Source organism: Brevibacillus fortis (genome assembly GCF_046196545.1).
GTDB classification, from domain to species: Bacteria; Bacillota; Bacilli; order Brevibacillales; family Brevibacillaceae; genus Brevibacillus; species Brevibacillus fortis_A.
Map to the genome: position 1 here is coordinate 4,275,342 of NZ_CP176370.1, position 26,837 is coordinate 4,302,178.

Annotated in this window: 2 protein-coding genes (1 of these 2 only partly in view); both read right to left on the reverse strand. The window is 47.6% G+C overall.

All coding sequences use genetic code 11. The annotated features are described in order from the left end of the window. Complete coding sequence (locus ACKKE8_RS21180) at positions 1-21,489, reverse strand: amino acid adenylation domain-containing protein (protein ID WP_409174765.1); 21,489 nt, start codon at positions 21,487-21,489, stop codon at positions 1-3. After that, on the reverse strand, positions 21,486-26,837 hold the final stretch of the coding sequence (locus tag ACKKE8_RS21185) for an SDR family NAD(P)-dependent oxidoreductase (protein WP_409174766.1). It continues 6,591 nt past the right edge of the window; the window shows 5,352 of its 11,943 coding nt (coding positions 6,592-11,943); its start codon lies beyond the right edge, outside the window — the gene reads right to left on this strand; the stop codon is at positions 21,486-21,488. The genes ACKKE8_RS21180 and ACKKE8_RS21185 overlap by 4 nt, the downstream gene beginning before the upstream one ends.

Sequence of the window (26,837 nt, forward strand, 5' to 3'; positions counted from 1 at the left end):
TTATCCCTCCACTATTTGTCGTTTCCAAATACTGGTCGTATAGTTGGGTTTCTGGCTCAGATATGTCCGTGTTTTTGTTGAACGACCTGCCTCTTCACGGTAGACGTCAATTCGGTTTAACGTCGGAGGTGCAATCGAATGTCGTTTGTTCGGACGTGAGACTGCCTCCTCCCAGGATTGTAAAACGACGTTGGCGTTGGTTCCCCCATCTGCAAAACAATTAATCGCTGCTATTCTAGGCGAATCGTTCCATTCAGAAAGCTGTCGCTGAAAATAAAAAGGCGTTGACTCCATATGGAAATGGGTCATCGGCTCTTGCCCTGACAGGAACGGAACCAATTGTTGGTGTTTGAGCATCAGCACGACTTTTATCAAACTGGCAATCCCTTCTGCACATAAGGGATGACCGATATTGGGCTTGATCGATCCTAAACCGCAAGCGGCCGTATGAGATGAGCGATAGACAGACTGAATGGCTTTGAGTTCAAGTAAATCTGTAACCTCTGAACCCGAGCCATTCGCTTCGATATAGCTGATTTGTTCCGGCTCCACACCAGCTTTAGCCAGTGCCGACTGCATAACCTCTTTTTGGGCTTGCAAATTCGGGGTGGCAGGACCTGCCGTTCGTCCATCATTGTTGACCGCTACTCCCTTGATGACGGCCTGTATTTCATCACCATCTGCCAGTGCCTGCTCCACGGTCTTCAATAGAACCATCCCTACGCCTTCTCCCAATACAAGGCCGCCCGCACGCCTGTCAAAAATATGGAAGGCTGGCTCTTCGCTTAAAATTCCTCTTTGATGGAACATCCGATGCGCTTCATCACCACTTAGCACGTTAACCCCGCCGACGATAGCGGCCTCAATCTCTCCACTCAGAAGGGAATGAATCGCCATATTCATTCCGACCAACGCCGAAGAGCATGCGGTATCGATAACCATGCTGGGACCTCTAAGATCGAAGTACTGGGAAATATTCGTAGCCAAATAGTTTTGTCCCACGGTCATAATCGGGTTTTGTGTTTGATGAAGACGATCTTCACTTGGGCGATGATTACTTCTTGCCCCGATGTAGACGCCTACCGCTTTTCCCTTGACGTCCTTTGGTGTGTATCCAGCCTGATGCCATAGGTGAAGACTTTCCTCCAACACCAATAAGGCTTGCGGGTCCATGGCCTTCGCATCTTCTTTTGTTATCAGGAAGAAAGAAGGATCAAAAGCAGTAATGTTGTCCAGAAGTCCTGCATAATAGGAATTTTCATAACCCCAGCGTTCCATGGGCACAGCACCAATGGCTGAACGACCCTCCGCTAACAAGTTCCAGTATTCTTCCACGTTACGAGCACCCGGAAAACGGCAAGAGAGCCCCACGACTGCAATGTCAGATGGATTTGCTTTTACCTCCCTATATGGGGTAGCCGGACTACTCACCAGCTGGCTTTTCACAGTCTCCCTACGAATGGGCTGACTCTTCGGATCGTCGTTCCATTCAGGAGAAGTCAGCCTCAGATCGTCAGCGATGGAATTGCCGTGATTACTGGTCAGCCATTCTGCAAGTGTTTCGATGGTGGGATATTCATATAAAATCGTCGGGTCCAAGTCCTTGCCCAACCATTTACTGATCTCATTCATGACTTGAGCCAGCAACACCGAATCGATCCCATAGTCTGGAAACTCTTTGTCTATCTCCAATCTGGCAGGATCTATTTTCAGCTCCTTCGCAAACAGCTCAATCAGTCTTGTTTGTGCTGTCTTCACAAGATCCGCTACGCTTTGCGTCGGCTTGCCATCTGCTGGACGATGTGACGAAAGGTTCGCAGCAGAAGCTTCTTGCTTTTTGTGTTGCATCAACTCATGAGGGTTCCACAGCTCTTGGTTAATGACTGCCGGGAAAACAACCGGACCTATCTTTTTCGAAAGAATATGATCCAGTAATCGCAGTCCTTGCTCGTCAGTGATGTGTACCAGGCCTGTTTGTTGATAGGCTCTGGTCGTAACGGCACCGATTCCTGTTTCCTTCCAGCTCGGCCACTGAATGCTCATGATCGGGCAAGAATCCGCATGTGCCTCTGCAAAATAATCCATATAGGCATTGGCTAACGCATAATCGCTCTGACCCGCAGCCAAGGATGGAATGATTGCGGAAACAGATGAAAAGAGAACGAAGAACTGTAAAGGCTCGTCCTTGCATATTCGGAATATCGTATGCAGCCCAGCTACTTTCGGTTGTAATACCTGCTGAATTCCATCCGTCGATTTCCGAATAAACGCAGGATTTTGATCATCGCTAAAACCAGCGCAATGAATCACCCCGCCAATAGGTCCCATCGTTTGTTTCAACTCGTACAAATGCTGTTGCCAAGCCTCTTCATCGGTTAAGGGTATTGATAAGACTTGAACCTGTACGCCTTGCGCTTCCAAAGCTTGGATCGCCTGAATTTTCTTTGCTACGGAAGTGCTTTGCGTCTCATAGGCTCCCCATTGCTCGCGTGGCGGCAGACTTTCTCGCCCTGTGAGCACCAGTTTTTTAACACCATAACGCTCTACAAAATGCTTGGCGCATAGATACCCAAGCCCCCGTGTACCGCCAGTGATCAATAAAACATGGTTCTCAGGGAAAACAAGCACTGGCTCCTGAATGTCTGTTACCATCTCATCCTTAAGATAAGCGCTATAACGCTCACCTGATCGATAGCAAACCTCTGTTTCCTGATCATCAATGAAAAACTCTGCTACAATCTGTTGCACAAGTTCTTCTCCATCAGCCAATGGATCTAGATCCACATGGCGTGATTGCAGATGCTTATACTCACTTTGCAGCATGCGGTACAAACCAACACGTGAGGCACCCGCCAAATTGACAGAGTCATTCCGGAAAGACTCCAAGCCTTTTGTCACACCTAATAGATTCAAGCCTTCTTTATGACCATTCTCAACGAGTTGTTGCAGCCATGGAATCCAAGCCAGCAAATCGGTATGCTGATGTCCACAACCGACCAAATCTACGATGCCATCATAGTTTTTCCACTCACTCTCATCCTGATGGAATCGTGATTCGAGCTCATTCAGCTCCAGAATTTCACTCTTAGCAAAATGGTTCGATAGTTGAATCGCCAAATGCTTCGTTTCATCCGTTGTAAAAATCCCTATCGTTCGATGAGCTGCCTTAGTTGGTATCGCTGGGCAAGCCTTCCATTGCTTTTTCACGATGCGCATGTCTGGCTGAACGGGAAGTTGCTCATATTTGGATTGAGATGCTGCCCCTGTAAATGACGTATATCCACCAGGTACCCAATACGCTTCTCTGCTAAATGGATACGTTGGAAGACTAATCCGGCGAGGCTTACTCTCACCATACAAGCTGCTCCAATCCATGTTCAGCCCTTTGACCCAAACGTCCAGCAATTTGCCGTATTTGCCTTTGCTCATCCAGGAATCAATTATTTGCGGCATATCATCATCTGCTGCAAAGATTGCCAAGGTCTCTTTATGACGTTTTACCTGTCCGTGGTACAGGTCCTCAATGTCCTTCTGTCTTCCTATGAATTGCTTCAATTTCTCTTCAAGTTCCATCATCGAGCCTGCCATTACAGCCAAACGTTCTTCCATCGCTTCTCGTCCCACTTGAAGGGTATACGCCATTTCAGCTAAATCTGTATCGGACAATCCTTGTTCCGCAATGGCTCCGAGCAGTCGTTGTACCCGTTGATGAAGCTGTTCTTCATTCTTGGCTGAAAAGAGTATCAAGGCAGGATTCTGCGGACTTGCCATTACGGTAGGCTGCTCTTGCATTTTTGGCATATATTCTTCGATCACCACATGAGCATTCGATCCGCCCGCCCCAAAACTGCTCACACCGGCACGTCGTGGAACTTCCCGTCCGTCAATGACAGGGCGTTTCCACTCTGCAAGCTCTTGCTGAACAAAAAACGGCGTCATACTGAAATCTATATTCGGATTGAGTACTTCAGCATGCAGGGATGGTGCTAATTGTCCATGCTTGAGCTGCAATAAGACCTTCGTCACTCCTGCGATTCCCGCTGCACTCTCGCAATGCCCGATGTTGGACTTCGCCGATCCAATGGCACAAAACTGTTTGTCATTTGTATACGTTTGGAAAGCCTTCGTTAAGCCCGTTATTTCAATGGGATCACCTAAAGAGGTCCCTGTACCGTGCGCTTCCAGATAGCTGATCGTCCGTGGATCGATTCCAGCTTTTTGGAAAGCACGTCCAATAACCCGAGCTTGGGCATTCGGGCTAGGTACATTGTATCCATTCGTTTTTCCTCCATGGTTAACCGCTGTTCCTTTTATCACACCATAAATTTGATCTCCATCGGCAATTGCTTTCGCCAGAGGTTTAAGCAGGACTGCCCCAACCCCCTCGCCAGGTACATACCCGTCACCGCCGATACCAAAGCTTTCGCATCGTCCCTTGCTGGATGCGAATTTGCCCTGCCCAAGCATCAAGTATTTATTAGGGTGAATCGATACATTGACTCCACCTGCAATAGCAGCCTCACATTCCCCTTGCTGTAGACTTTGGCAAGCCAAATGAATGGTTGTCAGGGAAGAGGAACACATCGTATCTACCGCCATGCTAGGTCCATGGAAGTTGCAGAAATAAGAAACCCGATTCGCAATGGAGGCTGGACTTCCTACTAGCGCCATCGGTCTGCCGAGCATCGTTTCTTGGGCTCCATAGAGCTGGTATTCTTCGTACATGACTCCGACATAAACCCCGACATTACCGCCTAGACCCATGCCAGGTGTTGAGCCGAGAGATTCACGAGTATACCCGGCATCCTCTAACGTTTCATAGACGCATTCCAAGAACAAGCGCTCTTGCGGGTCCATGATTTCAGCCTCTCTTGGTGTGATATTGAAAAATAACGGGTCAAATTGATCTACACCGTCAAGGAAGCCTCCCCACTTGCTGTAGGTTTTTCCTTGCTTTTTCTTATCTGCATCAAAAAACAGGCTGTGATCCCAACGCTCTTCGGGAATTTCAGTGACACAATCTTTGCCATCACGCAGGTTGCGCCAGAACTCATTCATATTTCTAGCTTTCGGATAACGACCTGAAACCCCAATGATGGCAATATCGAAGGCGTCGTTTGCTGGTTTGGTTTCTCTCGTCGTTTCCTTCAACGCGTTGCCTCTGCTCCTGCGGTTGTTGATCACCGGTTTTGCCGTTGCAGCAGCCATCGACGGTGCAACGCTCAACTTTTTAACAGGGGATGACGTTGGTGCTTCCTTCTCCTCCATGCCAAGGATACTCATCATTTGCTCTCGATGCGATGCCAGGAAGTATTTCGCAATTTCTTCGATGGTTTGATATTCGAAAAATAATGTTTTCGACAACGAACCAAACGTTTTTTCTAATTCATTTGTTAATTGCATGACCATAATCGAGTCAATTCCGTACTTTTCCAATAAGGCGTCCGCTTCGATGCGGTCTATTGGCAGCTTGATGACGGAAGAGACCAGCTTTTTGAAATAATAGATCGCTTTTTCCTTTGGCAAATGATGACTTGTTGGTTGTATTGCGGTTGGAACTTTGACGTCTTGTTCTATTTTCTTCGGTCTTCCTACCACTGCTGCGTGGAGGCGTTGTAGATCTCCTTCCATTACCATCACCTGATCTTTTCGAGAAGCTACGGCTTCATAAAAAGCACGAATACCCGTCGCGGTCTGCAAAGCGATCATTCCAACCCTTTGTTTTACCATCTCCTCAACCGCTTCATCTACTTGCATCCCGCCCTCTTTCCAGAGCGGCCAGTTGATGGAGACCGTTTGACCCTGACGTTGCTTTGCCTGCACCCGTTCATTCCGATATTTCGCATAGCCATCCATAAAGGCATTCGCGCAAGCATAGTCTGCCTGACCACTATTTCCTATACTTCCTGCTATCGAAGAAAAGAGGACGAAGAAATCGAGAGGCTGATCTTTACTTGCCTCATCCAAATTCGTAAGGCCGGCAACTTTTGGCGCTACTACTTGGTTCCATTCTTCTGTCGTTTTCTTGAGGATGAAGTTATCTCGAACAACACCCGCGCTATGGATAATGCCGTGAAGATCTCCGAATTCCTGTTGAATACTTTGGATGAGCTGGACTACTTCCTGCTTGTCCGTCACATCCACTTGACGGTAGACAACACTTGCCCCTGACCTTTGCAAATCATGAAGCATCGCTTGTTTATCTTCACGAAGAGGAGAACGTCCCGTGAGAATTAAGGTTGCCTGTTTCGCCTGACTCGCAATTTCCCTTGCGAAAATCAACCCTAAACCACCTGCTCCACCCGTAATCAGATAGGTTCCTTGATCTCTCCACGGAATGGTGACCTCATCATGCAATGGCTTGGTTTCGCACCAGCCCAGTACATAACGTTTACCCGCTTGATAGCGAATTCGATCGTCCATAGGTTGGCAGGCACTTTCTTGCAGCTTGTTTACGATTTCTGCCGCATGTTCACCTGGGTCTATTTCAATGAATTGGCCGATTACATTTGGATTCTCCTGCTGAGCTGTTTTCAACAAGCCTGAAAGTCCGCTTACGTATGATTGCTCCGCTTTGTCGGGAACGACAACCTGTAATAACACTTTGCCAAGTATCTTTTGTTGAAAGATGCTTTGGATTTCCAAAAATGCTTGGGAAGCATAGGCCTCGAACTTGTCGGCAATGTCATCCTGTTGGGATTGCAAAGGAATCAAGCGCACTTCGTTCATCTGTGCTGATATACTGGCAAGCGACGATTCAAAGCCTTCCGCCATCATTACGATATGCTGTGCATAGGTGGGAGTCTCCGCTTTCTGAACACCTGCCTGTTCCTGCCAGCAAGGATGAACCATCAACATCTCTTGTGCCCCTGTAGCTTCGAAGTCTTCCATTTTGCCGTCCAGCTTACGAGACGAAAATCGCTTCATTCTGACGCAAACATTTCCTTGCTCGTCACATAAATCAATATCCAGCTTCTGCACATGATCAGATGCGTTGCTGCCATCACTGTAGCGAATATACGCCCACATCTGCGGCGTGCAAGGACTGAAGATTTCCAGCTCATCCAGCGCAAAAGGCAAGATTGGCTTTAGCGAATCAAGATTGTGAGCGAGACTCCAGTCATCTGCCCCCATAAATAAACCAATCGCCGCCTGCAAAGCTGAATCCATCATACTTGGATGCAGCACAAACTGTTCTTCTGTCCCCAAAACAACCAAAGGTAAGATCAGCTTTGCCAACACCTGCTCCGTGCCCATATGCACTTGCTCAATTCCTTGCAGGGCTGGGCCATAATGGATTCCCATTGCTTTATAAACGTCATAGCATTGGCTACCACTCAAAATGCTATGGCTGCACGCGGCTTGTAACCTAGCGAGATCAAGCGTTGGCGTCTCGGCAACCGAATGGAATACGGCACTTCCCTGACTATGCACAATCTCTTCTGCTTCGTTTCCTGTATGCTCACTGTAGATTCGATAGCCAATCTCTCCACTGTCTGCCAGCTGAAGACCAATGTGAACATCGACCGGCTGATCATGTACAGCAATCGGCTTGGCCCACACTATATTTTTGAGCATTAAGCCATTCTGTCCCGCCTTCAAGGCTCCCGCTGACTGATTAATTGCCTCGTGTGCCATTTCGAGATACGCAACACCCGGTAAGAGCTGCTGTCCATTCACAACATGATCTACCAAGAAAAATTCCTGTCCACGGAACGTAGAGCTATACCGCTGTTCCAACAATTCAGACGTGTTTTTCTGGAGCAATGGGTGAAGGAAGAGCGCCCCTTCTGATGCGGCTGCAACTTCGCGCACAAATTGCGTCTCCATTTGAGGAATCCAATAACGTTCTCTTGCAAACGGATACGTAGGCAAGCTAATGCGACGAGGTTTCTTGTCACCGTAGAGCTTGTGCCAATCAATCACGCCTCCACTTACCCACAGATCAAGCAGCTTGGCGTATTTTCTTTTGCTTATCCAAGCATCGATTGCCTGTTTCAAATCTTCATCCGCTTCAAACACGGCAATCGTCTTTTTGTTGCTCTTCACCTGTCCTCGGAATACGTCACTGACGCCTTCCTGTCCATTTACAAATTGGGTCAGCTTTTCCTGAAGCTCTTGCATGGAGCTGGCCATCACAGCCAGGCGCTCTTCCATGGCTTCCCGCCCAATTTGAAGCGTGTAAGCAATATTTGCTAAGTCCATGTCAGAAATGGACTGATCCTTGATCACAGCTAACAAACGCTGTGCCTGTTCGTGGAGCTGGCTTTCATTCTTCGCTGACAGGAGAATGATCGCTGGATTCGTGTGTCTTACTTGGATAGCTGGGAGTTGTTCATGTTCTGGAATGTATTCTTCGATGACGATATGAGCATTCGAGCCACCCGCACCAAAGCTGCTCACACCGGAGCGTCTTGGAATTTCCTGACCGTCAATGACTGGACGTTTCCACTCCGCCAGCTCTTGCTGTACGACAAACGGAGTCGTGCTAAAATCAATATTCGGATTTAGCACCTCTGCATGCAGTGATGGTGCTAATTGCCCGTGTTTGAGCTGCAATAGGATCTTCGTTATGCCGGCAATTCCCGCTGCACTCTCACAATGCCCGATATTGGACTTCGCTGATCCGATTGAGCAGAACTGCTTGTCTGTTGTGTACGCTTGGAAGGCTTTGGTCAAACCTGCGATCTCTATGGGATCACCTAAAGAAGTACCTGTACCGTGAGCTTCCAAATAACTAATCGTCCGTGGATCAATTCCAGCCTCCTTCAGAGCACGCCCAATTACGCTCGCTTGTGCATTCGGATTCGGTACGGTATAGCCATTTGTTTTGCCGCCATGGTTAATGGCGCTTCCTTTAATCACACCGTAAATTTGATCTCCATCGGCAATTGCTTTCGCCAGAGGTTTAAGCAGTACTGCCCCGACACCCTCGCCAGGCACATAGCCGTCACCGCCAACCCCAAAGCTTTCGCATCGTCCCTTGCTGGAAGCAAATTTTCCCTGTCCGAGCATCAAATATTTATTCGGGTGAATCGAAACATTAACACCACCTGCAATCGCAACCTCGCATTCAGCGCGCAGCAAGCTTTGGCAAGCAAAATGGATGCCTGTTAGAGAGGAGGAACACATGGTATCAACAGCTACGCTAGGACCATGGAAATTAAAGAAATAAGAAACACGGTTCGCTACAGATGAGAAGCTTCCGCCAAGGGCCATCGGTCTGCCCAGCATGGTTTCTTGTGCGCCATACAGTTGATACTCTTCATACATGATGCCCACATAAACACCGACATTACTGCCAAGTCCGAAGCCTTGAGATGAGCCAAGAGATTCGCGGGTGTAGCCCGCATCCTCTAAGGTTTCATACACACACTCCAGGAATAATCGTTCCTGCGGGTCCATGATTTCTGCTTCCAGAGGTGAGATGTTAAAGAACAGCGGATCGAATTGATCAACACCGTCTATGAATCCGCCCCATTTGCTGTAGGTTTTCCCCCGTTTGTTCTTATCCTCATCAAAATACAGACTGTGATTCCAGCGCTCTTTGGGGATCTCCGTAATGCAATCCTTGCCATCGCGCAGATTGTTCCAGAACTCTTGTGTATTCCGCGCTTTCGGATAACGTCCAGAAACTCCAATGATCGCAATGTCCAAAGCTCCTTTGGCTGGTTGGGTTTCCTTCTGTGTCGTAATGAAGCGCGAGCCTTTGCGACTTCTTCCGCGATGGCTGTTCCTTTGCCTTTTCGACGTGTTTTCTTCTTTTGTAACGGATACTGTTTCTTGGATAACAACTGTTTCCTGCTGTTCCTTCAGGCCCAAGATTTCAATGAATTTGTCTCGATAGGAGGCCAAGAAATATCCAATCAATTCTTGAATCGTTTGATACTCAAAAAATAACGTTTTCGGCAGTGAGCCAAAGCTTTTCTCTAATTGGTTGGTTAATTTCATGGATAGAATCGAATCAATTCCGTATGTCTCCATCGAGGCATCTTCTTCGATTCGATTTACGGGCAGTTGCAGAACCTCGGCAAATTCCTTTTTAACAAAATGAGTCGCCCTCTCGTGGAGAACATTTTGTTCCACACTGGTGATCTTTTGTTTTTCAGTTTGCTCTACCTTGGTTGGTGTGATCGATGCCACTGGCTGCATTTGTTTGACTAGCATGTCTTCAAATTCTTCAAGTAAATAGGAAGCAAGCTGCTGAAGCGTCGGACACTCTACGAATACAGTCGGAACCAGCCCAATGTGATAATGCTGACTAAGCTTGTTGGCGAATTCAGTCAGTAGAACCTGATTAAATCCGAGTTCAGAAAGTTCCACTTTGCCATCGATATCTGTGGTATGCACCTGAAGCAGCTCCGACGCAGTTTGCATCAAAGTCCGTTCCACTTTTTGCAACAGACTGCTGCTATCCACCGTTACCGAAGCTTCCGATCGGACAGGAGCATGCTTCGATTGAGAACTGTTGACGGGTGTTTGTAAAAACAGGGTTTGCTTGAGCTTAGCCAGATCACCTTCCATCACCATGACCTGCGCTTTTCCTGAGGCTAAGCCTCGGTACATAGCTGCAATACCCGTCGAAGTCTGCATAGCGACTACTCCCATGCTATGCTTCAACATGTCACCAGCCTCTACGTCAGCCTGCATTCCGCCCTCTTTCCACAACGGCCAATTCATGGACAATGTCTGTCCGTGACGTTGCTTTCGTGCAACCAGTCCGTTGCGATAGTAGGCAAATCTGTCCATAAAGGCATTGGCGCAAGCATAGTCAGCTTGTCCGATATTCCCCAAGCTACCTGCCACCGAGGAAAACAGCACCAGAAAATCCAGTTCTACATCTTTACTGGCTTCATCCAGATTGATGAGACCCGTAACCTTCGGACCCTGAACCGTTTGGACTTCCTCCCTGTTTTTCTTGAGGATATAGCTGTCACGAAGCACGCCAGCACTATGAATAATGCCATGAAGACGTCCATAGTCCTGTTGAATCGTCCGGATCAAATCTGCCATTTCCTGTTTCTGCGTCACATCAACTTGGCGGTACTCGACTCTTGCTCCCGATTTTATCCATTCCTGGAGTTTAGCTTGCTTCTCTTCATCCAATGGGGAACGCCCTGTCAGAATCAGGTTCGCATGTTGAATCTTCTGTACAATTTCGTTGGCAAAAATAGAACCCAGTCCGCCTGCCCCACCAGTGATGAGATAAACCCCACCGTCTTTCCACGGAATGCTCGTCTCTTGTGGAGCATCCAGCTCTACCCACTCAGATACATATCTCTTTCCAGATTGATATCGAATCTGAACATCCAATGGGCGGCGTACATTCTCCTTTATTTTTTCAGCAATCTCGAATTCGTCGTTGCCCGATTCTACCTCAATGACCTGTCCAATCAGGTTGGGATTCTCCAATTTCGCCGTTTTCAGCAATCCAGAGAACGCAGTGAAAAACGGCTGTTCTGCTCGCAAGGGAACGACAATCTGAACCAATATCTTGCCGCGTACTTTTTGCTGGAAAATCTCTTGAATTTCCTCAAATACCTGCGTCGTATAATCAATGAAACGCTCGGCAATGCCTTCTTGAGCGGATCGCAAAGGAATGCAACGGACTCCATTCAAGTAGGCTTGGAGATTGTCCCAAGAAACGCGATCCGGTTCAACTATCATCACGACTCGCTGTGTATAGTCAGCGGCTTCGGCGTTGCTCACAACCGCTTGTTCCTTCCACTCAGGATGAACCAGCAGTGTTCCGAGCTTCCCTTTGGAATCTACCGTCTCTACTTCGCCTTCCAGCACTCGTGCCGAGAAGCCCTGCATACGAACGCAAACCGTTCCTTGGTCGTCACACAAATCAATATCTACTTTCTGTACCTTGTCTCCCGTCCTACTACCGTCAGCCTGTCGAATCCACACCCACATCCGGGAAGAAGTCTGGCTAAAAATACTCAGCTTCTCCAGTGCAAAAGGCAGGATTGGCTTCAGAATCGCTGTATCGCCTGCGCCAAGCAATAATCCGATAGAGGATTGTAAGGCCGAATCCAGCATGCTCGGATGCAAGACGAATTCTCCTTGCGTCTCGGCAACTTTGGAAGGCATGGCCAACTTGGCCAATACTTGTCCCTCTCCCACGTATACTTGCTCAATTCCTTGCTGGGCTGGCCCATAGACAAGTCCCATTGTTTGAAAGGCTTCATAACACTCATTTGCATGAAGCGTGCGATAGCTGCATTGGACTTTGATCACATCGAGTTTATGCGTGGGTGCAGCAGTGATATCTGCAAACACCACGCTTCCTTGACTATGTACCACCGATTCAGCCTGTTTTTCTTGCGGTTCGCTGTATATTTCATAACGAAGGTCGCCGTTATCCTCAGGATAAATGCCGATGTGTACCTGAACAGGCTTGTCTTCCACCACAATCGGTTGCGCCCATACAACATTTTTAAGCTCCATGACGTATTGCTCATCTTCCAACGCTCCCGCTGCTAGATCCGCAGCAGCTCGAGCCATCTCAAGATAAGCAACCCCAGGCAGGATTCTCTTACCTTTTACAACATGATCCGATAAAAAGAATTCCTGACCATCAAAAGTAGAGCTGAATCTTTGCTCACTGAGATCCGAAGTATTTTGATGCAGCAAAGGATGAAGGGAAGCAGTCAGACCAAGTGTACCTTGTGTATGAGTTGACGGCTGTGTCTTCAGTTTGGGCAGCCAGTAATGCTCTCTGGCAAAAGGATACGCAGGCAAGCTAATCCGACGAGGCTTTTTGTCGTCATAAAGCTTATTCCAGTCAAGATGCAAGCCCTTCACCCAGAAATCGAGAAGCTTGGAGAATTTTTTGCGTTGCATCCATTTTTCAATCGCTTCTTGAAATTCTTCATCGCCTGTGAAGATGTCTGCTGTTTCTCTGCTGCGCTTTACTTGACCGCGATAGAGCTCGGCAATGTTGTCATCACCTGCAAGAAAGCTACGCAACTTCTCAACCAATTCTGTAAGCGAACTCGTCATCAGCGCCAGGCGTTCTTCCATTGCCTCACGTCCCACTTGGAGCGTATAAGCAATATCTGCCAGATCCACATCTGTAAAGGATTGCTCCTCAATCGACGCTAACAGCCTTTGCACTTGTTCGATGAGACGCTCCTTATTCTTCGCTGACAGGACGATGATCGCCGGATTTTCCGGAGTGATCGTAATTGAAGGCCGTTCCTTGACCTCAGGAATATATTCCTCAATCACGACATGTGCATTGGACCCTCCTGCACCAAAAGAAGAAATCCCTGCAATTCTCGGGAATTCCTTCCTTTCTCCATCCACTTCCATGAGCGGCCGTTTCCATTCAGCCAAGTCTTGCTGAACGACAAAAGGCGTTTTCGAAAACGGAATATTCGGATTCAGCTCTTGTGCATGCAGACTTGGGACCAGCTGTTGATGCTTCATTTGCAGCAATATTTTTGCCACTCCTGCTATTCCAGCCGCCGCTTCCAAGTGACCAATATTGGATTTAACGGAACCAATCGCACAATATCCCGTATCCTGCGTATCCTTGCGGAAGGCTTGGATGAGACCCGTAATTTCAATCGGATCGCCAAGCTCCGTGCCTGTTCCATGCGCTTCTATATAGCTTACCGTTTTGGCATGAACGCCTGCCTTATCCAATGCTTGGCGAATCAGCTCTCCTTGAGCAGTTGGATTCGGTACGGTATAGCCATTGGTTTTTCCGCCGTGATTCACGCTGGTTCCACGAATCAATCCATAGATATGGTCGCCATCTGCCATTGCTTTCGACAGTGGTTTGAGCAGCACTGTACCTACACCTTCCCCCGGTACAAAACCGTTTCCGCCTTGCCCAAAGCTTTTGCATTGTCCATCTACGGAAAGCATATGCAGAGCAGACAAAAAGACATAGCTGGAAGGATGCAGATACAGGTTGACTCCGCCGGCAATCGCCAGTTCACAATCCCCGTTATACAGATGCTCGCACGCTTCATGAATCGCTGTGAGCGAAGCGGAGCACATCGTATCAATCGGCATACTCGGACCTTGGAGATTGAGGAAATAGGAAACACGATTCGTCAGTGAACTAAACGATGTGTGCGGGTAAATCAATTCACCTTGCTTCCATAAATCAGGTCCATACAAGCTGAACCCTGTTTTTGTGATCCCTCCAAACACCCCGACTCGTCGATTGTACTTTTCTGCAAGCAGTTGTCTCGTATACCCTGCGTCCTCCAGCACTTCCCAGCAAGACTCCATAAACAATCGTTCCTGCGGATCGAAATGCATCGCTTCCCACGGAGACATATTGAAAAAGAGAGGGTCAAAGTCAGCGAATCCGTCTACAAAGCCGCCCCATTTGCCATAGCTTTTTCCTTCTGCTACAGCTTTGACTGGATCCGGCTCGAAAAAGCCATCCAGTGACCAGCGTTCCTCTGGAATTTCTGTAATGCAATCCTTTCCAGATTTCAGATTCTCCCAATACTCATTCAACGATCGCGCTTTTGGATAACGTCCACTCATGCCGATAATGGCAATCGGCTCCCGCGCTATTTGATTTCCTGATTGCACGGCTACACTGCGAGTCGGTTCATGGCTGGATGTTTCACGGTCGTTACGCACCAGTGGTGTTGATGTTCCGCGATTGACCGCACTCTGACGATCAAGCCCCGTCCATTTCATGCATTCCTGATGATGATCAGCGACGAGATAATCTGCAAGGGTGTCAAGGGTCTGGTATTCATACAGGATGGTCTTGGACAATTCGCTAAAGACGTCACCTAGCTTTTTATTCAGCTGGATCACCATAATCGAATCGATTCCGTATGTTTCGAACGGTTCATCGATAGCGATTTTACCTGCTCCAAGCCTTGTCTCTTGACCGAACATCACTTTTAGCTGATAGAGCGTTTTATCTTTTAACACACCTGCATGGACCGATAAATTCGCATCCTGTATCGGTGTGGAATCGAACTGCGTCACGGCAGGAGTACCTAGCAATTGTTCCTTGAGTGTCGGCAGATTACCTTCGATAACCAGCATCTGCACAGAGCCAGAAGCCACCCCTTGATACAGCGCCTGAATGCCGCTTGCAGTCGACATCGCGACCATGCCTCTGGCCTCCATGCTCTTCTCTGTCGCTTCATCAACACGCATACCGCCATCTTTCCACAGCGGCCAATTGATGGAGAGTGTTTGGCCCTGTCGTTTGCCTGCTTTCACCAAACCACGACGATACTTGGCGTATTGATCCAGAAAGGCATTGGCAGCAGCATAATCGGCTTGTCCTGCATTACCGAAGCATCCCACGCCAGAAGAGAAGAGAATAAAGAAGTCAAGCGCCATATCCTTGCTTGCCTCATCGAGATGCACGAGTCCAGAAACTTTTGGTGCCAGCACTTGTTCCAGTTCATCCGTTGTTTTTCTAATGATGAAACTGTCACGAATGACTCCCGCTCCATGAATGATGCCAGTGAGGCTACCAAACTCTTGCTTGATAGCTTGGAATAAGTCCTCTACCGCCTGCTTTTGTGTGATATCAGCCTGACGATATTGAATATTGGCTCCTAGTGCTTTCAATTCGCTGTATTTGGCTGTTTTTTCTTCATCCAAGGGAGAACGACCCGTGATAATTACTGTCGCTCCCTTCGTTCTCTGAGCGATTTCCTTGGCAAAAATCAAGCCTAATCCGCCAGCACCGCCAGTAATCAGATAAACCCCATTATCTTTCCATACATGCTCCGCTTGCCCAGAAGATTTCATTTCGGTCCAGCCGCTCACCCATCGCTTGCCATCCTGATAACGAATATGCTTACTTTTCTCATCGGTGCTGTTTTGTTGCAGCTTATGGACCAATTCCGCTGGTTTGTCCTCCGCTTGCACTTCAATAAGCTGTCCAATCAGCTTGGGATTCTCCAATTGAGCCGTTTTCAGCAAACCAGATAGAGCGGAGAAGCATTGCTGTTCCTCTTTGGCAGGCACAACAAGCTGAAGCAGAACTTTTCCCTTTGGTTTATTGGCAAGGATTCGCTGGATTTCCGTGAATACCTGGACGGTGTAGGCATGGAACCGTTCTGCCATATTTTCCTGCTGTGATTGTGGTTGTAAGACCAGGCAGCGCACTCCGTTCATTTCGGATTCGATACGCTCTTGGAATTCCTCAGCCCATTCACAAAGGATCACGAGATGCTCTGCAAAATCAGGTGAACCCGCTTTTTGACTGATCTCCTGTTCGTTCCAGCACGGTTGGAGAAGGAGCGTTTCTGGCGTTGGAGTTGCTGAAGAGATTGGCGAAATCTGTACAGAAGCCGCTCCCTCGGGAACCCCATAGGACTCCTCAGCAAAAGGATAGGTAGGCAGGCTGATGCGACGTGGTTTTGCATCGTTGTACAGGACTTCCCATTCGATATCCATACCTTTGCTCCACAACTCGGCTGCTTTTTCTCCATTGTTATCTGCAAACAGCTTGGTAATTAGCTCACGATTCATCTCATTCTTTTTCAATTGGGAGACTTCATGGTTTGCTTGTTTTACGTTTCCTCTAAAGCTACCTGCTGTTTGTTCGGCTCCACTCAAAAAGTCATCCAGCTTTTGAATGAGTTCCGCTATATTTTTGACAATAAAAATAGCCCTGCTCTCCATCGCTTCTCTTCCCACTTGGAGAGTATAGGCCAAATCTGCTATATGGACTCGCTCCTGATTATCTCTAAGGAAATCAACGAGTTGCTGGGCATACGCTAGAACACGATCGTCGTTTTTGGCGGATAACGGAACGAAATAAACGCGATTGTTGTTATCATCACGCACGCTGACACGCTTAGCTTCTGCCCCAATCTTCCATTGTTCAAAAATGGCATGAGCATTCGTCCCGCCTAGACCAAATGAACTTAACGCCGCTCTGTGGGGAACAGGCGCATCCTCCCATTTTTTGAGCGTATCAACCACATAAAACGGTGATTGATCCAAATTGATATTCGGATTCGGCTTTTCATAGTTTAGCGATGGAGGAATTTCATTGTGGTATAAGCTTAGTGCTACTTTAATGCAACCTGCTAACCCTGCGGCTGTATCGAGATGTCCGATATTGGTCTTCACCGATCCAAGTCCGCAGTACTGTTTATGGGTTGTGTATTTTGTATACACTTCATTGAGCGCCGCAAATTCTATCGGATCTCCTAAATAAGTGCCCGTTCCATGCGCTTCGATGTAGCTGATCGTTTCAGGATGAACCTTGGTGTCATCTAATACTTGCTGGATCACCTCAGCCTGACCTTTTATACTTGGCGCATAAAATCCGACTTTATCTGCCCCATCATTGTTGATGCGAATTCCTCTCATGAGGGCATAAATATGATCGCCGTCCTTGATTGCATCGGAAGCTTTTTTGAGGACAACCACGCCGACTCCTTCTCCACCGATCATGCCGTCTGCTGACGCGTCGAACGTCTTGCAGTGACCATCACTGGAAAAGTTCAATCCAGCTTGATAGACATACCCGGTATAAGTCGTAGGGAAAATAGTTGCGCCCCCTACTAAAGCCACTTTCGATTCTCCCGATTGCAGGCTGCGATAAGCCAGATGCAATCCAACCAGCGAGGAAGAACAATTGGAATGGACGGCAAAGCTCGGTCCCTTCAGCCCCATTTTATGAGAAATCATCGTCGGTATGGTTCCACCTTGCGCCAAAACCCACGAGACATATTCATTGGGGTCTTTCATGACATTCGGTGATTCCTTGGTGAAATGCGGCAAGAGTGCTTGATAATAACTATTGCTCGCCGACATAAATACACCCGTCTGCGGTACTTGTTTCGGTGTATACCCTGCATCCTCCAATGCTTTCCATGAATGGGTCAATAACAGTCGAAACTGCGGGTCCATAAATTCTGCGTCTCTGGCTGACAAGTGAAAGAATCCTGGATCGAAGTGATCCTTTCCTTCTATGGTGGACTGCACCGGAATAAAGTTCGGATTCTGCAAGTATTCATCAGGCAGCTGTAATTGATCGATTTCCTCATCAGAGAAGAAACGTACACTTTCTACGCCGTTTCGTAAATTCTCCCAAAACTCTCTATGATTTTTCGCTCCCGGGAAGTGGCAGGAGATTCCAATAATCGCGATACTATCCTCATAGTATTCAGGATAAGTCTCCTCCACTTCCCCTTCGCTGTACGCCGTTGCCTGGTTCGGATTGACCAAATCCATTTGCTCATCCGATTCATTCTCTTTCATGGCTGCGATATATTCGCTAATCTCTCGAATATTGACGTACTTAAACAGCGTGGTCACATTTAGATCGCACTGAAACTCTTCCGTCATTTTGGCTACAACCATGGTAGCGAGAATCGAGTCTCCGCCCACATCGAAAAAGCCATCTTCTGTACTGATCCCCTCTACATTCAGGGCATCCTGCCAAATTTTCAAAGTCCTTTGCTCAATATCAGATTGCGGCAGGCTCAGCTTCTTCGCCTGTGTTACCACAAGCTTTTGATTCAGCAGCTCTGGGCGATCCACTTTTCCATTAGCGGTTAACGGGATTTTATCCATGGAAACAAAAAATGCCGGGAGCATATACTCTGGCAAATTCTTTCTCAAATAATCCCGTAATTTTGCCGGCTCAAGCCGTTCATGGTTCGCACCTGCTCTCGGAACAAAATAAGCAACCAACCGCTTATGATCTCCCTCTTCTTTCACCAACACGACAACGCTTTGGATCTGTGGATGAGCCATTAGCTGGCTCTCGATCTCACCCAATTCAATTCGAAAGCCGCGAATTTTTACTTGATGATCGATTCGACCTAAATACTCAATCGTTCCGTCAGGCAGCCAACGTGTTAAATCACCTGTTTTATACAACTTGGTTCCCGGTGTAAACGGGTTATCCACAAACTTCTCTGCGGTAAGCTCTGGGCGATTCAAGTACCCGCGAGCCAATCCTTTTCCTGCAATACAAAGCTCTCCTGGAACACCAACTGGCACGGGATTCATATAGCGATCAACAATATAGAGCTGCGTATTCGTGACAGGTCTACCAATCGGTGTATTGCTGCTGACCAATTCATTTTCAGAGCAGGAGAACCATGCCGCATAAATAGAGGCTTCTGTTGGTCCGTAAATATTTTCGATCTTCGCCTTTTGAAAAGTAGCAACCGTCTTTTTCACCAACTCTTTTGGAAAGGCTTCGCCCGCAACCATTACATATTTTAGCGGACAATGCTGTAGGAATGACTGATTCGCTACAACGCCGTTTACAAAGACATTCAGCATCGCTGGAACAAAATTGACATGAGTCACGCGATGCTTCGCGATAGATTCGGCTAACATCTCTGGTGACTTCTCCCCATGTGGCGGAAGAATGGCCAGATGTCCTCTGCCAATGAACCAACCAAACAGCTCGGACAACGAAACATCAAACACATAGTTGGTTTTGAGCAGATAAACGTCGTTCTCCGTAACGGGATAACGATCTTCCAGGAAAAAGAGGGTGTTGATGATACTTTCATGACTCACCATGACCCCTTTGGGTTTCCCTGTGCTTCCTGATGTATAAATCACATAAGCTAGATTGGATGGGTTTACTACCCGGTTGAGTGTTTTTTGTCGCTGTGCTGCCTGCTCAACCTCTCCCCACTCCCTGTCTAACACGATGCATTTCGTATTTTCTCCTGCGGCTGAAGATACCTTGTCCAAAAGGCGAGCTTGGGTAAGCACCAAACTGCTTTTACTATCTTCCACCATGTATGCCAACCGCTCTGTGGAATAGGTTGGGTCCAATGGAACATAAGCTGCGCCAGCTTTCAGAATACCTAAAATGCCGATGACCATTTCCAAGGAGCGTTCGACACAAATCCCTACTGTAGCTTCAGGACCCGCTCCCTCGGCCTGCAAATAGACCGACAGCTTGGTAATTTGTTCATCCAGTTCACGGTAGGTCAACGACTGATTTTCATAAACAACAGCCACAGCATCTGGCGTTTGTTGGACTCGCTTCTCGAACAAATCATGGATGCATAGATCCTGTGGGAATGCCACTTCGGTCGCATTCCACTCAACCAGCAGCATGTTTCGTTCTTCAGCAGAAATAAGTTGAATCTCATCCAAAGCGATGTCAGGATTTTGGATGACTTCGTTTGCGATATTGTGATAATGCTCTGCCATCCGCTGTATCGTCGCTTGGTCAAATACATGTGGATTGTATTTCAGATTCAATACAAACTCGGCTTCCTGCTCAAATACCTCTAACTCAAATTCATACTCACCCTCTTGATGAACACCCTCAATTAATTCGATGGCAAGCTTGTTCTGGTATTCATCATAAAATCGCTGCAAGTTTTGCGATTGCAGAAAATTTTGGTACGTAAAGATGATATCGAATACGGGTGAATTCCCGTGAAGTCGAGGAATATTTGCCTCTCGAACCATCGCTGGAAAAGGATAGACAGCGTGATCCATCCCGTCAATCAACGTAAGCTGCAATTCCCGAATGAACTGGGCGAAAGACTTTTCCCCCGTTACCTGACTGCGGATGGGGATCATATTGACAAAATAACCGATCAAAGAATCGAATCTCTCTTCTGGACGTCCCATCGTCGGCATGCCGACAATCACATCTGTTTGACCTGTATAGCGATACAGTAAGGCTTTAAATATCCCTAACAAGAGAACAGATGGGTTCATGCGGTAATGCTTGGAGAGCTTCTTCACCTGCTGACTCAAATCTCTTGTGAATACGTGCGTAAAAACCTGCCCCTCAAAGCTTGGTGCAGAAGAACGCGGGCGATCGGCAGGCAGCTCAAGTTGTGGTAGCGTCCCTGACAATTGCTCCAGCCAGTAAGAACGATGTTCCCCACCTTCCGCGCTTGCCATCATGTCCTGTTCCCATTTTACGAAGTCAGCGTAATGGGTTGAATTCGGTGTTACTTTTGGCTGCTTTCCTTCAACCAGCTCGATATAGTTTTGGACCAATGCTTGTAATAATAGCAAGGAGGAATGTCCGTCAAATATCATATGATGAATCGTAATCAGGACAAAATGCTCTTCTTCCGAACGCGACAATAGATGAATGCGAAGTAAAGAACCCTTTTCTAATGAAAAGGGCTCTTTCACTTTTTGCCTGAGATATGGCCATACATCCTGGGACGCTAGGCTTGAGATGTCCTCCTGCTCAATGGCAAGCGATTGCTCCAGGCGTTGAATCAAATACGGAACACCATGCTTTTCCATAATCGAACTCTGTAAAATTGGATGCTGTTTTAGCACATGGTGGCAAGCTTGTTTCCATAACGCTACGTCTAATTTCTGGCGGATGCAAAAGCATAACGGAACATTATAAGCACTCATCGTAGGAGACATTTTTTGCAACATCCACAATCCTTGCTGCCCGACGGACAGAGGACTTGTAAACGATGGGTTTTCCAGCTCCAGAAGCTTCTCTTGGACTTCCGCAGCAGACAGCTTACCTTCTTTGTAAGCCATGAGGATTTCCCGTCGCATCATATCATCCCTCCTTTGTCGATTAACTGTTCGATCTCTTCTAGACTTAGCAGGCCTTCTTTGAATTTTTGCAACAGATTCTCTGTCCGTTCACTGCGAATCTGAGGTGTTGTTTCTAAATCTGTAGTGGAAGCAATCTCTTTATGACTCAACTCTCTTATTTTTAAAGCAAGTAGATGAGCCAAAGACTTCATCGTTGGGTTCTCCAGCACGTCCCGCCCTCTGATTTTGATGTTCCAGCGCTGCTCTAAATGACGAATCAGCTTGGTAACCATGATCGAATCCATGCCATAGTCCAAGAAATATTTGTTTATCTTGATTTGCCCTTCCGAAAGGTGTAACTCCCGTGCGAGAAATTGTGCCATATCCCGCTGGATGTTCTCCTCTGTTGGGCTGTCCGGGTTGATATCAATTGCTAACGTCGCTTTTTCCATAGGTTGACGGATCGTTTCAGTTCCGAGTTGCTGCTCCTCACCCTCGGAAGTGGAGAGCCAATAGCGTTCTCTGGAAAAAGGATAGGTAGGCAGCGATAGCTTGCGACGCTCTTGTGGATGCAAGGATTCCCAAGGAATTTTGCCTCCCTGTGTCCAATGAAGGGCAAGCTTTTCCAGATTATTTTCTGCCAAAAGAACCTGCAACACCGTATCTCCTACCTTGCCTGAAAGAAGATTTCGCACTCCTGCCTGGTCTTCTTCGAGATCTCCTGTATAGATAGGAATCGATGAATTTGGCTCGTTGCCTTGTTCGACCGCTTCCAAATACGCCTGTAATCCTTGGATCAATTCATCTCGATCTTGAACCACCATAGCCAGCCTGCATTCCATGGCTTCTCGTTTGACTTGAAGCGTATAGGCAAAATCCGCCAAGGAAAACGCTTGCTGCTTGGCAAATGCAAGCATCTGCTGGGCAACGGCACGCAATCGCTCCGCATTTTTTGCCGAGAAAACCACGATCTGGGGTGAAGTGGCAGAAGAAATGGATTTCATCTCTGTCTGCGGTGGAATATATTCTTCGAGAATCAAATGAGCATTTGACCCGCCTGCTCCAAACGAACTGATCGTCGCCCGGCGTGGAACCTCTCGTTCTTCTCCATTGATTCTCACCACTGGTCGCTCCCACTTTTGTCGATCTTTTTGCAGATAAAAAGGTGTTTCTGCAAAATCGATATGCGGGTTCAACGGCTCCGCCTTTATAGATGGAACCAATTCCTGATGCTGTAGCTGCAAGATCACCTTTGTCAGCTGAGAAATACCAGAAGCTGCTTCGGCGTGACCGATATTCGACTTCACCGACCCAATCGCACAAAACTGGACATCGTCTGTCTGCTTCGAAAAAGCATTCGTTAACGCCTTCAACTCAATTGGATCTCCCAACAGCGAACCATTCGCGGCGGCTTCCACATAACTGATCGTCCGTGGATCAATGCCCGCCCGAGCAAAATTTTCTTCCATCAATTGCGCTTGTGCATGGGGATTAGGCACGGAAAACCCATTGGTACGTCCGCCATGATTGGTCGCAGCTGATTTAATAACGGCTAAAATGGAATCTCCATCTTCCATCGCTTTTGCTAAAGGCTTCAATAGTACAGCGCCTACGCCTTCTGCTGGTAAATATCCGTCTCCATCTCCAAAGCTTCTGCTGTCTGCGTGGCTTCCAATCATTTGTGCCTGACTTAATCCCAGGTATTTCTTAGGATGGATCGAAACATTCACGCCACCCGCGATAGCAAGCGAGCTTTCTCCCTTCATCAAGCTTTCGCAGGCATGATAAATGGCAATGGCAGATGAAGAACACGCTGTATCAATCGCCATGCTTGGACCCTGCAGATTAAAGAAGTAAGACACTCGGTTGGCAATCGAATGGTAGGAAGAGAGGGAAATGATAGAGCCCTTTTCCATATCCGTATCAAAGGCGTGATAAGGCTGATACATCGCCCCTACATAGACGCCGACTCTATTCTCATATTGACGTTGTAATACCTCTCGCGTGTGTCCTGCCTCTTCGAGCAGATTCCACACGGTTTCCAGGAAAAGGCGCTCTTGAGGGTCCATCATTTCCGCTTCCCTCGGAGAAATATGGAAGAACAGCGGATCAAATTGATCGACACCGTCTATGAATCCTCCCCATTTGCTGTATGCTTTTCCTTGTCTGTTCCGAGCCTCGTCAAAATATAAGCTGTGATCCCAGCGCTCTTGCGGAATCTCTGTAATACAATCTTTGCCGTCCCGCAAATTGTTCCAGAACTCTTGTACATTGGCTGCCTGCGGATAGCGACCCGAAACACCAATAATGGCAATGTCCAGGTCAGATGTTGTTTGTTTATTTGCCTGCTCACGCGTAACAAACTGTGAGAAACGACGGCGATGTTCTGTTATGGAGTTAGTAGGGGCAAGCACCTTAGTGACATTCTCAACTGCACTTGTCTCTGATGTTTTCCCAGCCCCCATAATTGCGATGATTTTGTCTCCATGATGCGCCAAAAGATAGCCTGTCAAATCCTCTATGTTTTGGTATTCATAGAGTAACGTTTTCGACAGCGAACCGAATGCTTTTTCCAATTGATTGGTCAATTGCATCGCCATAACCGAGTCGATCCCGTATTTTTCCAGCGGAGCATCCTCATCGATTTTATAAGCTGGGAGCTTGATAACAGCAGAAATTTCCTTTTTCAGATACTCCCTTACTTTTGCCCGAAGCATATCTTGTTGCCCAACGGACACAGGCTGTTCGTTCTCTATTTTTGCAGAGGTACTTGCGCTCTCTGCTGGTTGGAACTGTTGGATGAACCGATCCGGGTAGACATCCATCAAGTGTTGCGAGACAGCAAAAAGAGTCGGGTACTCTACCAGTACAGTTGGAGTAAGTGCAAGCTCATAGTCTTGATTCAGCTTGTTTGTAAATTCGGTCAGCTTAATCTGGTCAAAGCCGTACTCATGGAGCTCAGCGTGGATTTCAATATCCGCTCTATCGACCTTGAGCAAATCAGCGACCATTTTCAGCAAAGACGCTTGAACTTCGCTTTGCAAGCTGTTCGAATGAGCTGGTGTTGTCAATGCGGTCACAGACGTTGCCTTTGTTCCAATCAGCTTTTGCTTCATCCGCACAAAATCGCCTTCCATTACCATCAACTGATCTTGTCCCGAAGCTAACCCCCGATACAAGCAGTTGATACCCGAAGCCGTCTGCATAGCAACCATGCCAAGGTCGTCCCACAATCTCTTTTCTGTCTCTTCGTCTACCTGCATTCCGCCCTCTTTCCACAGAGGCCAATTGATGGAGATAGTCTGACCCTGCCGTTCGCCTAGCGCGATCTGTTCGTTGCGATAAGCGGAGTAGGTATCCATAAAGGCGTTTGCGGCCGCATAATCTGCTTGGCCCATATTGCCCAAGCTTCCAGCGGCTGAAGAAAAGAGCACAAAGAAATCCAGATTCAGCCCCTTAGTCGCTTCGTCTAAATGAATGAGTCCCGCAACTTTTGGCGCGAGAACTGCTTGTACTTCTTCTTTGGTTTTCTTCAGGATAAAGTTGTCGCGAGTCACGCCTGCACTATGAATGATGCCGTGAAGATCGCCAAACTCTGCTTGAATGCTTTGGATCAAATCCTCCACAGCCTGTTTGTACGTGACATCCACTTGGCGATATTCGACTCTGGTTCCGTTGTCCGCAAGCTTACGAAGCTTTGCTTGCTTCGCCTCAGTCAGCGCAGAGCGTCCCGTCAGAATCAAGGTGATGCCACGGGCTTTCTCCCCCATGTCTTCGGCAAAAATAAGTCCTAAGCCACCTGCTCCGCCCGTAATCAAATAAATCCCGTTGTCTTTCCACGGCACGCTTGCTTCATGCTGTGAAGCTGCAACTTCACTCCATCCCGCCATATATCGTTTCCCTAACTGATAGCGAATCTGGCTGTCGGTTGGGCAAAGGCTGTTTGCTCTCAGCTTCTCCGCCAATCCCACTGAATCTTCTGTTGAATCGATTTCGATCAGCTGTCCGATTACTTTCGGGTTTTCGATCTGTGCCGTTTTCAACAGGCCAGCTATACCAGCAAATAGTCGTTGCTCTGATCGGAGAGGGACAACGATCTGAATCAGCACCTTCCCCTTTGGTTTTGCTTGAAGAAGGGCTTTTATTTCTTCGAAAACCTGAACAGCATACGCTTGGAATCGTTCCGCTATGCTTTGCTGATCGGATTGCAACGCAAGAAATCTCGCACCGTTTATTTGAGAGGAAATGCTTTCCCAAGAAATTTTCTCTGGTTCGCAGAGCATCACCACATGCTGTTCATATTCCGGAGCTTTGGCTTCCTTAGGAATGGCTTGTTCGATCCAAGCAGGCTGCAGCATGAGCGTACCAGTGATTTTGTTCGATTCCCCTGCACCTTTGCTGCCTTGTACAACTCCGGCAGCTTTCTCACCCTCGAGCACCCTTGTTGTGAATCCCTTCATGCTTACACAAACCTTGCCTTGCTCATCACACAGATCAATGTCGAGCTTCTGCACTTTTTGCGTAGCGGCATTGCCGTCACTGTATCGAACCAACGCCCATACTGCAGCTATAGAAGCACTGTAAATGTTCAATTGCTCCAAGGCAAAAGGCAAGGACGGCTGAAGGTCGGAAGTGCCCATCATGAAACCGAGCGATGCCTGTAATGCGGCGTCCATGATACTCGGATGGAGGACAAATTTTCCTGCTGTATCCGTAACGGAGGAAGGCAAGATCAGCTTCGCCAGCAATTGGTCTGACCCTACAAACAGCTTCTCAATCCCTTGGTGTGATGGACCGTATTCCAGACCTATCCCATGAAATGTTTCGTAGCATTGGCTTGCGCCATAACTACTCTCTGTGCACTGTGCTTGAATGGCAGAAAGGTCGAGAGTTGGCGCTTCCATAGCTGATCGTAGTACTGCTCTTCCCTGGCTATGTACTACTAGATTCTCCTCGGCTTCCCTTGGCTGGCTGTAGATTTCAAAAGCGATTTCACCATTCTCTTCCGGGTATAGTCCTGTGTGTACTTGGATCGGTGCATCTTCCACAATAACTGGTTTGACCCACACGATATTTTTCAATTGGATCGCCGACTGGTTATCAGATCGGACACCTGCTGCCAAATCCACAGCCACTCGCGCCATCTCCAGATAAGCTACCCCAGGCAAGACTTTTTGCCCCTTCACGACATGATCTCTCAGGAAAAACTCCTGCCCTGTAAAAGTCGAGCTGTGCCGTTGTTCCGAAAGTGTCGACGTATTTTGATGCAGCATGGGATGCAGGGTTGCCAGCGCTCCTGCTGCGATAAGACCAGTGGCTTTTGACTCCACCTTTGGCAGCCAATAGCGCTCTCTTGCAAAAGGATAAGC

Coding starts and splice junctions, on each gene's coding strand:
- ACKKE8_RS21180 (WP_409174765.1), bottom strand. CDS start 21,489: ATGATGCGACGGGAAATCCTCATGGCTTACAAAGAAGGTAAGCTGTCT.